The sequence below is a fragment of the Klebsiella sp. 7-CIP_Kleb. genome (assembly GCF_050378655.1).
GTDB lineage: Bacteria > Pseudomonadota > Gammaproteobacteria > Enterobacterales > Enterobacteriaceae > Klebsiella > Klebsiella quasipneumoniae.
The window spans coordinates 1240777-1252854 of record NZ_JBNRLJ010000001.1; the positions used below are offsets into that span (position 1 = coordinate 1240777).

Here is a 12078-nt window from a genome sequence, read left to right on the forward strand (position 1 = left end):
AGCTATGCTGACTCGCTACTTTTCGCCCCAGCGTAAAACCTGGATAACCAGCTTGTGCGTGGGAGTTATCGTCGCGCTACTGGCCGGCAGCATTCAGTTTATGGTGATTTACCATAACCGGGCGGAGCGTTTCGACGCCATTATCAACAACGTTAATACCTATCTGAAGAGCTACTTTCACGACCTGCGGCAGACCATCGACGGCCTGCAGCCGCTGGTGGACCAGCCCTGCGAGAATATTGACTCCGGGCTCACCTCCCATGCCGCTTTCAGCCCTAACGTCCGCGCCTTTCTGCTGGTCAAAAACGGCGTGGCCTTTTGCTCCTCGGCAACCGGCGCCATGGATACCCCCCTCACCCAGCTGATCCCGGCCATTGATATCCGTAAACCCCTTGATATGGCCATTTTGCCGGGCACGCCGATGATGCCGAAGAGCGCGGCGCTGGCGTTGTGGGTAGGAAAACCTGGTGATAAAAACAGCGGCATTTTCGTGTCGATTAACGCCAATCTCACACCGTATATCCTCTATTCTGCACGGCAGAATGATTTCAGCGGCATTGCGCTGGCCATCGATCACACCGCCATCTCCACCTTCAGTAACCGGCTGGTGGATCCGCAAACGCTGCATAACGCGCCGATCCGCCAGACACAGATCGAGGGTTTACCGCTGAAGGTCTACCTGTATGCCAACAGCTGGCTGGCGGAAAATACGCAGTTTGCTCTGCTGCTCGGAGTGGTGTGCGGCCTGCTGGCGGGGCTACTCTGCTATTACGTGCTGACGATCAAATCGGATCCGCGAAAATCCATTCTCCTGGGGATCAAAAACAACCAGTTCTACGTCGTCTATCAGCCGGTGGTGAATGCCCAGACTCTGCATATCAGCGGTGTCGAGGTCCTGATGCGCTGGCGCCATCCGGTGGTGGGCGAAATCCCGCCCGACGTTTTTATTAACCTGGCCGAAACCCAGCAGATGATCGTGCCGCTAACCCATCATCTGCTGGCGCTGATCGCCCGCGATGCTGCGGTGTTGAAGCGTATTCTGCCGCGCGGCGTCAAGCTGGGGCTGAATATATCTCCTGCCCATCTGCAGGCCGACAGCTTCCGCGACGATATGCTGCGCTTCGCCGCCGCGCTGCCCGCCGGCCATTTTCACGTGGTGCTGGAGGTGACCGAGCGGGCGATGATTGATAAAGAAAAATCGATGGCTAACTTCGCCTGGCTCCACCGCCAGGGATTCGAAATCGCGATTGATGATTTTGGCACCGGGCATAGCGCGCTGATCTACCTTGAGCGCTATAACTTCGACTATCTGAAGATCGATCGCGGTTTTGTGCAGGCGATCGGCACCGAAACCGTTACCTCGCCAGTGCTGGATGCGGTACTGACCCTCAGCCGCCGGCTGAAATTAATGACCGTCGCCGAAGGGGTGGAGACCCAGGAGCAGGCGGAGTGGCTCCGCGCTGAGGGGGTTCATTTCCTGCAGGGGTACTGGATCAGCCGGCCGCTGTCGCTGGCGGCGCTGGTGGCCGCGCACGATGAACCCGCGAACTATTTCACAACGCGTTAAGTCTCACTTATGATGCGGGAACAGAAGTCGGCCATGGGGGCCGGCTATGACGGGGTATTCTGCCGCCTATGTATGCGCGACTTTTTCTGCTTCTGCTTGCTCTGTTTAGCCTGAGCGCTAACGCGCAATCCATTCAGGAAAGCGTCGCCTTCGCGATTATCGGCGAGCCCAAATACGCCGCCGGTTTCAGCCATTTTGATTATGTCAATCCACAGGCGCCGAAAGGTGGCACGCTCACCCTGGCGGCAATCGGCACCTTCGACAACTTCAACCGCTACGCGCTGCGCGGCAATCCCGCGGTACGAACTGAGGCGCTCTACGATCCCCTGTTCACCACTTCGGATGATGAGCCCGGGAGCTATTATCCGCTGATTGCCGAGCGGGCGCGCTACGCCGGGGACTATTCATGGATGGAGATCGCTCTCAACCCCCGCGCCCGTTTTCACGACGGCACGCCAATCACCGCCCATGATGTCGCTTTTACCTTCAAGAAGTTTATGACCGAAGGGGTGCCGCAGTTCCGCCTCTTTTATAAAGGCACCACCGTGAAGGCCATCGCGCCGTTGACTGTGCGTATCGACCTCGGCCAGCCCGGTAAAGAGAATATGCTGAGCCTGCTGAGCCTACCGGTGATGCCCGAGGCGTTCTGGCGCCATCACAAACTTAGCGACCCGCTGTCAAAGCCGCCGCTGGCCAGCGGACCCTATCGCATCAGCGCCTGGCGGATGGGACAGTATATTACCTATTCCCGGGTCGCCGACTACTGGGCGGCCGACCTGCCGGTCAACCGCGGTCGCTGGAACTTCGATACGCTGCGCTATGACTATTATCTTGACGACAACGTCGCTTTTGAAGCCTTTAAAGCCGGGGCCGTTGACCGCCGGGAAGAGACGGTCGCCAAAAACTGGGCTACCCGCTACGTTGGCCGCAACTTCAGCCGCGGCTACATCATCAAAGAGGAGTATGCCAACACCTCGGCGCAGGATACCCAGTGGCTGGCGTTCAATATCCAGCGCCCGGTATTCGCCGATCGCCGGGTGCGGGAGGCCATTACCCTGGCGTTTGATTTTGAATGGATGAACAAAGCGCTGTTCTACAGCGCCTATCAGCGCGCCAATAGCTATTTCCAGAACACCGAATATGCCGCCCGCAGCCTGCCCGACGCGGCCGAACTGGCCCTGCTGACGCCGATGAAAAACGAACTGCCCCCCGAGCTCTTCAGCCAGGTGTACCAGCCGCCGGTCTCCCGCGGCGATGGCTTTGACCGCGCCAACTTACTCAAAGCCGACGCCCTGCTCAACGCGGCAGGCTGGACGGTGAAGAACCAGCGCCGGGTTAACGCCGCCACCGGCAAGCCGCTGCGCTTTGAGCTGCTGATGCCGGCCGGAAGCAATGACCGCTGGGTGCTGCCGTTCCAGCACAACCTGCAGCGCCTGGGGATCGTCATGGATATTCGTCAGGTGGATAACTCGCAGTACAGCAACCGCCGCCGCAGCCGCGATTACGACATGATGCCAAGCCTGTGGCGTGCCATGCCCTGGCCGGGGACCGACCTGCAAATCTCCTGGGCGTCAGACTATATTCACTCCAGCTACAACGCGCCGGGGGTGCAGAGTCCGGTGGTGGATAAACTGATTGCGCAGATCCTGCAGTGGCAGGGTAATAAGCAGAAGCTGATCCCGCTCGGCCGGGCGCTGGACCGCGTCCTCACCTGGAACCATTATATGTTGCCGATGTGGTATATGGCGCAGGACCGCACCGCGTGGTGGAATAAATTCTCGTTCCCGAAAACCCGCCCCATTTATTCGTCCGGCCTTGATACCTGGTGGTATGACGCGAACAAAGCGGCCACCCTCCCCGCGGACAGACGCTAAGGACATACCATGGGCAGTTACCTGATCCGCCGTTTGCTGTTAGTGATCCCCACCCTGTGGGCCATCATCACCATTAACTTTTTTATTGTGCAGATCGCCCCCGGCGGCCCGGTCGACCAGGCCATCGCCGCCATCGAATTTGGTCAGCACGGCGGAATGCCAGGCGCCGGCGACGGCGGGATGGGCGCCAGCCATGCCCGCACCGGCGCCGGCAATATCAGCGAGGGGCACTATCGCGGGGGGCGCGGCCTCGATCCGGAAGTCATCGCCGAGATCACCCACCGCTACGGCTTCGACAAACCGCTGCACGAGCGCTACCTGAAGATGCTGGGCGATTATCTGCGCTTTGATTTTGGCGACAGCCTGTTTCGCAGCGCCTCCGTGCTGCAGCTGATTAAAGACAGCCTGCCGGTCTCGGTGAGCCTCGGGCTGTGGAGCACGCTGATCATCTATCTGGTCTCCATTCCGCTGGGCATCCGCAAAGCCGTCAGCAACGGCAGCCGCTTTGACCTCTGGAGCAGTACGCTGATTATCATTGGCTATGCGATCCCCGCCTTTCTGTTCGCCATCCTGCTGATCGTGATTTTTGCCGGCGGCAGCTATTTCGACCTTTTCCCGCTGCGCGGTCTGGTCTCGCCAAACTTCGACACCCTGCCGTGGTATGAAAAGATCCTCGACTATCTGTGGCACATCACCCTGCCGGTGCTGGCGACGGTGATCGGCGGCTTCGCCGCCCTGACCATGCTGACCAAAAACAGCTTCCTCGACGAGATCCGCAAACAGTATGTGGTTACCGCCCGCGCCAAAGGCGTCGGGGAGAAACAGATCCTCTGGGGACACGTGTTCCGCAACGCCATGCTGCTGGTGATCGCTGGTTTCCCGGCCACCTTTATCAGTATGTTCTTTACCGGCTCGCTGCTGATCGAAGTGATGTTCTCGTTGAATGGTCTGGGGCTGCTGGGCTATGAAGCGACGGTCTCCCGCGACTATCCGGTGATGTTCGGGACGCTCTATATTTTCACCCTGATCGGCCTGCTGCTTAATATCGTCAGCGATATCAGCTATACGCTGGTCGACCCGCGTATTGATTTTGAGGGCCGCTAATGTCGTTCTTCAGTCCCGTTAATCAGGCCCGCTGGGCGCGCTTTCGCCACAACCGTCGCGGTTACTGGTCGCTGTGGCTGTTTTTAATTCTCTTCCTCTGCAGCCTGGGGGCTGAGCTGCTGGCCAACGATCGGCCGCTGCTGGTGCAGTACCGGGGCCAGCTGTACGTCCCGGTATTAAAAAACTACACCGAGCAGACCTTCGGCGGCGCATTCGCCACCGCCGCTGACTATAAGGATCCGTGGCTGCAGCACCAGCTGGCCAGCCACGGCTGGGCGCTTTGGCCGCCGGTGCGCTTCGGCGCGACGACGATCAATTTTGCCAGCACGGTTCCTTTTCCCTCGCCGCCCTCAGCCAGCAACTGGCTCGGCACCGACGCCAACGGCGGCGATGTGCTGGCGCGGATCCTCTATGGGACGCGCATCTCGGTACTCTTTGGCCTGCTGCTGACGCTGTTCTCCAGCGTGCTGGGGGTGCTGGCCGGGGCGATCCAGGGTTATTACGGCGGTAAAATCGACCTCTGGGGGCAGCGTTTTATCGAAGTCTGGTCCGGCATGCCGACGCTGTTTCTGATCATTCTGCTCTCCAGCGTGGTGCAGCCGGGCTTCTGGTGGCTGTTGGCGATCACCGTCCTGTTTGGCTGGATGACACTGGTGGGCGTGGTGCGCGCTGAATTTCTCCGCACCCGCAACTACGACTACATCCGGGCGGCGCAGGCGTTAGGGGTCAGCGACCGGCAGATCATCCTGCGGCATATGCTGCCCAACGCGATGGTGGCGACCCTCACCTTCCTGCCTTTTATTCTCTGCAGCTCTATTACCACCCTGACGTCGCTGGATTTTCTCGGCTTCGGCCTGCCGCTTGGCTCGCCCTCACTCGGCGAGCTGCTCCTGCAGGGCAAAAACAACCTGCAGGCGCCCTGGCTGGGTATTGCCGCGTTTCTTTCCGTCGCCGTGCTGCTGACGCTGCTGATTTTCATCGGTGAAGCGGTTCGCGACGCCTTTGACCCCAGTAAGGCGGTGTAATATGACCCACCCGCTGTTAGCTATCGACAATCTCTCTATCGCCTTTCGCCAGCAGGGCGAGACGCAGACCGTCGTGCATAATCTGTCGCTCGAGGTGGCGGTCGGCGAAACGCTGGCCCTGGTGGGTGAATCCGGCTCCGGTAAGAGCATCTCCGCCCTGTCGGTGCTGCGGCTGCTCCCTACCCCGCCGGCCAGCTACCCCAGCGGCGATATCCGTTTTCATGGCCAGTCGCTGCTGCATGCGGATGAGGCGACCCTGCGCGGCGTGCGCGGCAACCGGATCGCGATGATCTTTCAGGAGCCAATGGTGTCGCTCAATCCCCTTCATACCCTGGAAAAACAGCTCTACGAGGTGCTGTCTTTACACCGGGGAATGCGCAAAGAGGCGGCGCGCGGGGAGATCCTCGACTGTCTGGAGCGCGTCGGGATCCGACAGGCGCCACGGCGGCTGGCGGACTATCCGCACCAGCTCTCCGGCGGCGAGCGCCAGCGGGTGATGATCGCCATGGCGCTGCTGACGCGCCCTGAGCTGCTGATTGCCGACGAGCCGACCACCGCTCTCGATGTGTCAGTGCAGGCGCAAATTCTGCAGCTGCTGCGCGAGCTGAAGCGGGAGCTGAACATGGGGATGCTGTTTATTACCCATAACCTGAGCATCGTCCGCCAGCTGGCTGACCGGGTGGCGGTAATGCAGAACGGCCGCTGCGTGGAGCACAATCACTGTCGGACGCTGTTCAGCGCGCCGGCTCATCCCTACACCCAACGCCTGCTGGATAGCGAACCGGACGGTGAGCCGGTGCCGTTGGCCGTCGATGCCCCGGTGCTGCTGCAGGTGGACGATTTAAACGTGGCATTTCCTGTTCGCAAAGGGATCCTGCGCCGGGTTGTCGATCACCATCGGGTGGTCAACAGCCTCAGTTTTCAGCTACGCGCCGGCGAGACGCTGGGGCTGGTGGGCGAATCGGGAGCGGGGAAAAGCACCACCGGTCTGGCGCTGCTGCGCCTGATCTCATCCGAGGGCAGGATAACCTTTACCGGTCAGCCGATTCAGGGGCGTAACCGTCGACAGCTGCTGCCGCTGCGCCGACAAATGCAGGTGGTTTTTCAGGATCCGAACTCGTCGCTCAATCCGCGCCTGACGGCGCAGCAGATTATTGAAGAAGGATTGCGCGTCCACCAGCCGACGCTGACGGCAGTCGAACGCGAACAGGCGGTAATTTTTGCCATGCAGGAGGTCGGGCTCGATCCGGCCAGCCGCCAGCGCTACCCGGCGGCATTCTCCGGCGGCCAGCGCCAGCGTATCGCCATCGCCAGAGCGTTAATCGTCAAGCCGCAGCTGATCGTCCTCGACGAGCCGACTTCCTCGCTGGATAAAACCGTTCAGGCGCAGATCCTGAATCTGTTGAAAGCATTACAGCTGAAGCATCAGCTGGCCTATATTTTTATCAGCCATGATTTAGGCGTGGTGCGCGCGCTATGTCACCAGGTGATGGTGCTGCGGCAGGGAGTGGTGGTTGAACAGGGCGAGTGCCAGTCCGTCTTCAGCGCGCCCCGGCATGAGTATACCCGCCAGCTGCTGGCGCTAAGCTGACGGTCAGAAAGGGTTATTGCCGGAGAAGGGCTCGGCGATCGCCACGCCAAAATTTTTCAGACGACAGGTGGCGGCAAACTCATCCTGCAGATTAACGAACAGGCAGGGTTCGCCTTCGCACTCAAGAACGGAACAGTCGACTTCGATGTCGCTTAACGCCTGGCTGAGCTTATGCATCACCGGCCAGGCTTTTTCACCGTCCGGACTCAGCAGTTTCAGGGCGACGAGACTGTTTTCGTTCTGCGCGCCGTTTTGCGGAATCGGTTCAACTCTGGAACCCGCAAAACCGGCCAGCCAGCGATAGCTCTGCGGCAGACGGTGTACGATAGAGAGTTGTTGTGTATTCACGTGGTTTCCCCGGAAGCAAAAGGCTTCACAATAAATTTACATCAATATTAACACACTGTTGACAAATAGTCCTGCTCAGACGCAGAAAACGTTTACAGCCGCGTCGGACCAGGGTTAAGCGCTTATATTCCAGCGTGTTATTTTTTAACCCGGCAAGCCGATTGGCGCTATATGTACCCGTTTCTGTGATCCAAAACAACTTTTTTATCGCAACAATGCGACTTTTTACACTAATTGATTTTACATAAAGGAAACAAATCACAGAACCCTGAAGCCCATTGCGGTTGACATGCATCAAGAAAGGGGCGATTTCGCCCCTGAAAATGTGACCTAGCGTGCGATTTTTCGCCGGCGGGAAGCGTAAAGCGAGAAGAAAATAGAGCTGGTGGCGCAGAAGGCGATAGAGATCAGCATCGGCCAGGCGGTGGTAAAGGTCGCCATCGACAGCAGCGCGCCGATAATCGCCCCGATACCAAAGCGGAAAGTCCCCGCCAGCGACGAAGCGGTGCCCGCCATATGCGGAAACTCATCGAGGATCACCGCCATAGCGTTAGACGACACCATCGATACGCAGCCAACGAAGGCCGCCACGCCGATCACCAGCGACCAGAAACCGACGTCGAGCAGCGCGCAAACCACCATCCACACCGCCATGGCAAACTGGATCCACAGCCCGGCGCGGAACATGCGCAACGCCCCTACCCGCCGCACAAACCGGCTGTTGAACATGGTCATCAGGAACAAAAAGACAATGTTCAGCGCAAAATAGTAGCCAAAGTGCTGAGGCGCAACGTGGTTAATATTGATATAGACGAAAGGCCCGGCGCTTAGGAAAGAGAACATGCCCGCGAAGCTAAAGCCACTCGCCAGCATATAGCTCAGGACCCGCTTATGGCGGAACAGGGTGGCAAAGTTACCCAGCGTGGTGCGCAGGTGGAACGGCTGACGCCTTTCAGCCGGTAGCGTTTCGCGGATAAACAGGCCGATCATCAGCGAGGCCAGCAGGGCCACCAGGGCAAGGATCCAGAAAATGGCATGCCAGCTGAACCAGACCAGCACCGCCCCGCCGACCATCGGCGCCACCAGCGGCGCAATGGTCGTCACCAGCATGACAAACGACATCATCCGCGAAAACTCATCTTTCGGATAGATGTCGCGCATCAGGGCGTTAATCACCACGCTGGCCGCCGCGGCCGCCAGACCGTGGAAGAAGCGCATGGCGATCAGCATCTCGATGGTCTGCGACAGGGCGCAGGCCACCGCGGCCGCCGCGAAGACCAGCGTTCCGCCGAGGATCACCGGCTTGCGGCCGAGGCTGTCAGCCATCGGACCGTACAGCAGCTGACCCAACGCAAAGCCGAGGATATAGGTGCTGAGGGTCATCTGCGCGCTGCCGTCCGGCACGTGGTACTGGGCAGCGATCACCGGCAGGGCCGGGAGGTACATATCGATCGACAGCGGCATCAGCATGGCCAGCAGGCCAAGGATAAACACAATCCCCAGTGAAGAATTCTGCTTCAGCGTCACGTTTTACTCCGTGGCTGCGGGGCGCCCACGCTGGCGATTTCCGCTTCCGTCAGCGGACGATATTCACCCGGCGCCAGCGATTCATCCAGCTGGATGTCGCCGATGCGTTCCCGATGCAGGCCAACCACGTGGTTACCCACGGCGGCGAACATGCGTTTCACCTGATGGTAGCGGCCTTCGCTGATGGTGAGGCGCACTTCGGTCGGAGTGATAATTTCCAGCACCGCCGGTTTGGTGAGATCTTTTTCGTTATGCAGCTGGACCCCTTTGGCGAACAGCTCCGCGGTCCCTTCCGCCAGCGGGCTTTCCAGCGCCACCAGATAGGTTTTTTCACAATGGTGGCGTGGCGAGGTAATGCGGTGCGACCACTGGCCGTCATCGGTCATCAGCACCAGTCCGGTGGTGTCGATATCCAGCCGTCCGGCGGCGTGCAGCTTATGCGCCACCGGCTCGTCGAGGAAATAAAGGATAGTCGGATGATCGGGATCGTCGGTGGAACAGACGTACCCTTGCGGCTTGTTGAGCATAAAATAGCGCGGGCCGTTCTGCTGGGTCAGCGTGTTCCCGTCATACTCCACCTCGTGCTCCGGCTGAAGCTTAAAGGAAGCATCTTTTACAATGTCGCCGTCCACGGTAACGCGGCTGCCGCGGATTTCACGCCCGGCAATAGCCCGGCTGACGCCAAGCTGCTGAGCGATAAACTTATCAAGTCGCATGAGATTTTTTTAGCCTGTCAAAGTGCTGGAGCGGGCAAATCGCCCGAAAAAGAAGAATTTCACTGGCTAGTATAACGGGCTCTTAACACCACTCAAGGGAAAAGATTCATGGCATACTATTCGCGAGTTAATTAGCCCCGTGAATTCATGACTTTTACATTACGTCCTTACCAACAAGAAGCCGTCGATGCCACCCTCGCCTGGTTCCGTCGCCATACCGAGCCGGCGGCGATTGTCCTGCCCACCGGCGCGGGCAAAAGCCTGGTGATCGCCGAGCTTGCCCGCCTGGCCCGCGGCCGCGTGCTGGTGCTGGCCCACGTCAAAGAGCTGGTGGCGCAGAATCATGCCAAATACTGCGCCCTTGGCCTCGAGGCGGATATCTTTGCCGCCGGTCTGCAGCGAAAAGAGAGCCACGGCAAAGTGGTGTTCGGCAGCGTACAGTCGGTGGCGCGCAATCTAGACCAGTTTCGCAGCGAATTTTCGCTACTCATCGTCGATGAATGCCACCGCATCAGCGATGATGACGACAGCCAGTATCAGCAGATCATCGGCCACCTGCGGCAGGTTAATCCGCAGATCCGGCTGCTCGGCCTGACGGCCACTCCGTTCCGCCTTGGCAAGGGCTGGATCTATCAGTTCCACTACCACGGGATGGTGCGCGGCGATGAAAAGGCCCTGTTCCGCGACTGCATCTATGAGCTACCGCTGCGCTATATGATTAAGCACGGCTACCTGACGCCGCCGGAGCGCCTCGATATGCCGGTGGTGCAGTACGATTTCAGTCGCCTGCAGGCGCAAAGCAACGGCCTGTTCAGCGAAGCCGATCTTAACCATGAGCTGAAAAAACAGCAGCGTATCACCCCACATATCGTCAGCCAGATCGTGGAGTTCGCCGAAAGCCGCAAAGGGGTGATGATCTTCGCCGCCACCGTGGAGCACGCCCGGGAAGTGACCGGCCTGCTGCCGGCAGGCCAGGCGGCGCTGATCACCGGGGAAACCCCAGGTCCGGAACGGGATCGCATCATCGAGGCGTTTAAAGCGCAGGAGTATCGCTATCTGGTGAACGTCGCGGTGCTGACCACCGGCTTCGACGCCCCGCACGTCGACCTGATCGCCATCCTCCGCCCCACCGAGTCGGTGAGTCTTTACCAACAGATCGTTGGCCGCGGCCTGCGCCTGGCGCCGGGAAAAACCGACTGCCTGATCCTCGACTACGCCGGCAACCCGCACGACCTGTACGCCCCGGAAGTGGGAACGCCGAAGGGTAAAAGCGACAACGTGCCGGTGCAGGTCTTCTGCCCGGCCTGCGGCTTCGCCAATACCTTCTGGGGCAAAACCACCGCCGACGGCACCTTGATTGAACACTTTGGCCGCCGCTGCCAGGGGTGGTTCGAAGATGACGACGGCCACCGCGAACAGTGCGACTTCCGCTTTCGCTTCAAAAACTGTCCGCAGTGCAACGCGGAAAACGATATCGCCGCCCGCCGCTGCAGGGAGTGCGACACCATTCTGGTTGACCCGGACGATATGCTGAAGGCGGCGCTGAAGCTGAAGGACGCGCTGGTGCTACGCTGCAGCGGCATGGCCCTGCAGCACGGCGGCGACGAGAAAGGCCCGTGGCTGAAAATCACCTACTACGATGAGGACGGCGCCGACGTTAGTGAGCGCTTCCGTCTGCAAACGCCCGCCCAGCGTACCGCCTTTGAGCAGTTGTTTATCCGTCCGCATACCCGCACGCCGGGGGTGCCGCTGCGCTGGATAACGCCGGCGGATATCGTGGCCCAGCAGGCGCTGCTGCGCCATCCGGACTTTGTCGTCGCCCGCATGAAAGGCCAGTACTGGCAGGTGCGGGAAAAAGTGTTCGATTATCAGGGGCGTTTTCGCCGCGCCAACGAGCTGCGTTAATCACCCGAAAGCTGAGGTTTTGATTGCCCGGGTGTCGTTTGGCGGCTATAATGCCGCCCGCTTTTGCATTCGCAAAGCAGATAATCCGCCTGTTGCTGGGTCGCCTGTAGCAGGCTTTATATATAGAGAGACATCAATGTTTACTATCAACGCAGAAGTACGTAAAGAGCAGGGTAAGGGTGCGAGCCGCCGCCTGCGCGCAGCTAACAAGTTCCCGGCAATCATCTACGGTGGCGAAGCTGCTCCGGTTGCTATCGAACTGGACCACGACAAAGTTTGGAACATGCAGGACAAAGCTGAGTTTTACGGCGAAGTTCTGACCGTCGTGGTTGATGGCAAAGAAGAAAAAGTCAAAGTTCAGGCTGTTCAGCGCCACGCGTTCAAGCCGAAACTGACTCACATCGACTTCGTTCGCGCGTAA

10 protein-coding genes are annotated in these 12078 nt (G+C 59.4%); 7 read left to right on the forward strand and 3 right to left on the reverse strand.

From position 1 onward, the window contains the following. Positions 1-4: 4 nt before the first annotated feature. The 5 genes from ACQUTI_RS06070 (at position 5) to yejF (ending at position 7161) form a co-directional block, all read left to right on the forward strand. Positions 5-1567, forward strand: coding sequence for a cyclic di-GMP phosphodiesterase (locus ACQUTI_RS06070; RefSeq protein WP_017899315.1), 1563 nt, complete (start codon positions 5-7; stop codon positions 1565-1567). Positions 1568-1635: 68 nt separating this feature from the next. After that, a complete protein-coding gene (locus tag ACQUTI_RS06075) occupies positions 1636-3441 on the forward strand; it encodes an extracellular solute-binding protein (protein ID WP_064183466.1) in 1806 nt (601 codons plus the stop codon). 9 nt (positions 3442-3450) lie between these two features. Beyond that, a complete protein-coding gene (locus ACQUTI_RS06080; protein WP_048295218.1) occupies positions 3451-4545 on the forward strand; it encodes a microcin C ABC transporter permease YejB in 1095 nt (364 codons plus the stop codon). Beyond that, complete coding sequence (locus ACQUTI_RS06085; protein ID WP_065905076.1) at positions 4545-5570, forward strand: microcin C ABC transporter permease; 1026 nt, start codon at positions 4545-4547, stop codon at positions 5568-5570. The genes ACQUTI_RS06080 and ACQUTI_RS06085 overlap by 1 nt, the downstream gene beginning before the upstream one ends. 1 nt (position 5571) lies before the next feature. Next, a complete protein-coding gene (gene yejF, locus ACQUTI_RS06090; protein ID WP_428923219.1) occupies positions 5572-7161 on the forward strand; it encodes a microcin C ABC transporter ATP-binding protein YejF in 1590 nt (529 codons plus the stop codon). Between the two features lie 3 nt (positions 7162-7164). Here the strand turns inward: yejF and ACQUTI_RS06095 are convergent, their stop codons facing one another. The 3 genes from ACQUTI_RS06095 to rsuA all read right to left on the reverse strand — a co-directional run bounded on the left by ACQUTI_RS06095 (position 7165) and on the right by rsuA (position 9752). Further along, a complete protein-coding gene (locus ACQUTI_RS06095) occupies positions 7165-7509 on the reverse strand; it encodes a YejG family protein (protein WP_002912974.1) in 345 nt (114 codons plus the stop codon). A 330-nt stretch (positions 7510-7839) separates the two neighbouring features. Continuing rightward, entirely contained in the window at positions 7840-9036 is a 1197-nt protein-coding gene (locus ACQUTI_RS06100; RefSeq protein WP_004201661.1) for a Bcr/CflA family multidrug efflux MFS transporter, read from the reverse strand. Further along, positions 9033-9752 (reverse strand): 16S rRNA pseudouridine(516) synthase RsuA, encoded by a 720-nt coding sequence (gene rsuA, locus ACQUTI_RS06105; protein WP_004201662.1) that lies wholly within the window; start codon positions 9750-9752, stop codon positions 9033-9035. Before rsuA ends, ACQUTI_RS06100 begins: the two co-directional genes overlap by 4 nt. A gap of 147 nt (positions 9753-9899) precedes the next feature. Between rsuA and ACQUTI_RS06110 the strand changes: the two genes are divergently transcribed. Together ACQUTI_RS06110 and rplY are read left to right on the forward strand one after the other, a co-directional pair. After that, positions 9900-11657, forward strand: a complete 1758-nt coding sequence (locus tag ACQUTI_RS06110; RefSeq protein ID WP_080847695.1) for a DEAD/DEAH box helicase — start codon at positions 9900-9902, stop codon at positions 11655-11657. A 136-nt stretch (positions 11658-11793) separates the two neighbouring features. After that, positions 11794-12078: a 50S ribosomal protein L25 gene (rplY, locus tag ACQUTI_RS06115; protein WP_004201664.1), complete on the forward strand. Its 285-nt coding sequence runs from the start codon at positions 11794-11796 to the stop codon at positions 12076-12078.

Bases quoted from the DNA above. Each gene is read 5' to 3' on its own strand.
- ACQUTI_RS06075 (WP_064183466.1), top strand. From the start codon at position 1,636: ATGTATGCGCGACTTTTTCTGCTTCTGCTTGCTCTGTTTAGCCTGAGC.
- rplY (WP_004201664.1), top strand. From the start codon at position 11,794: ATGTTTACTATCAACGCAGAAGTACGTAAAGAGCAGGGTAAGGGTGCG.
- ACQUTI_RS06080 (WP_048295218.1), top strand. From the start codon at position 3,451: ATGGGCAGTTACCTGATCCGCCGTTTGCTGTTAGTGATCCCCACCCTG.
- ACQUTI_RS06070 (WP_017899315.1), top strand. From the start codon at position 5: ATGCTGACTCGCTACTTTTCGCCCCAGCGTAAAACCTGGATAACCAGC.
- ACQUTI_RS06110 (WP_080847695.1), top strand. From the start codon at position 9,900: ATGACTTTTACATTACGTCCTTACCAACAAGAAGCCGTCGATGCCACC.
- ACQUTI_RS06085 (WP_065905076.1), top strand. From the start codon at position 4,545: ATGTCGTTCTTCAGTCCCGTTAATCAGGCCCGCTGGGCGCGCTTTCGC.
- rsuA (WP_004201662.1), bottom strand. From the start codon at position 9,752: ATGCGACTTGATAAGTTTATCGCTCAGCAGCTTGGCGTCAGCCGGGCT.
- yejF (WP_428923219.1), top strand. From the start codon at position 5,572: ATGACCCACCCGCTGTTAGCTATCGACAATCTCTCTATCGCCTTTCGC.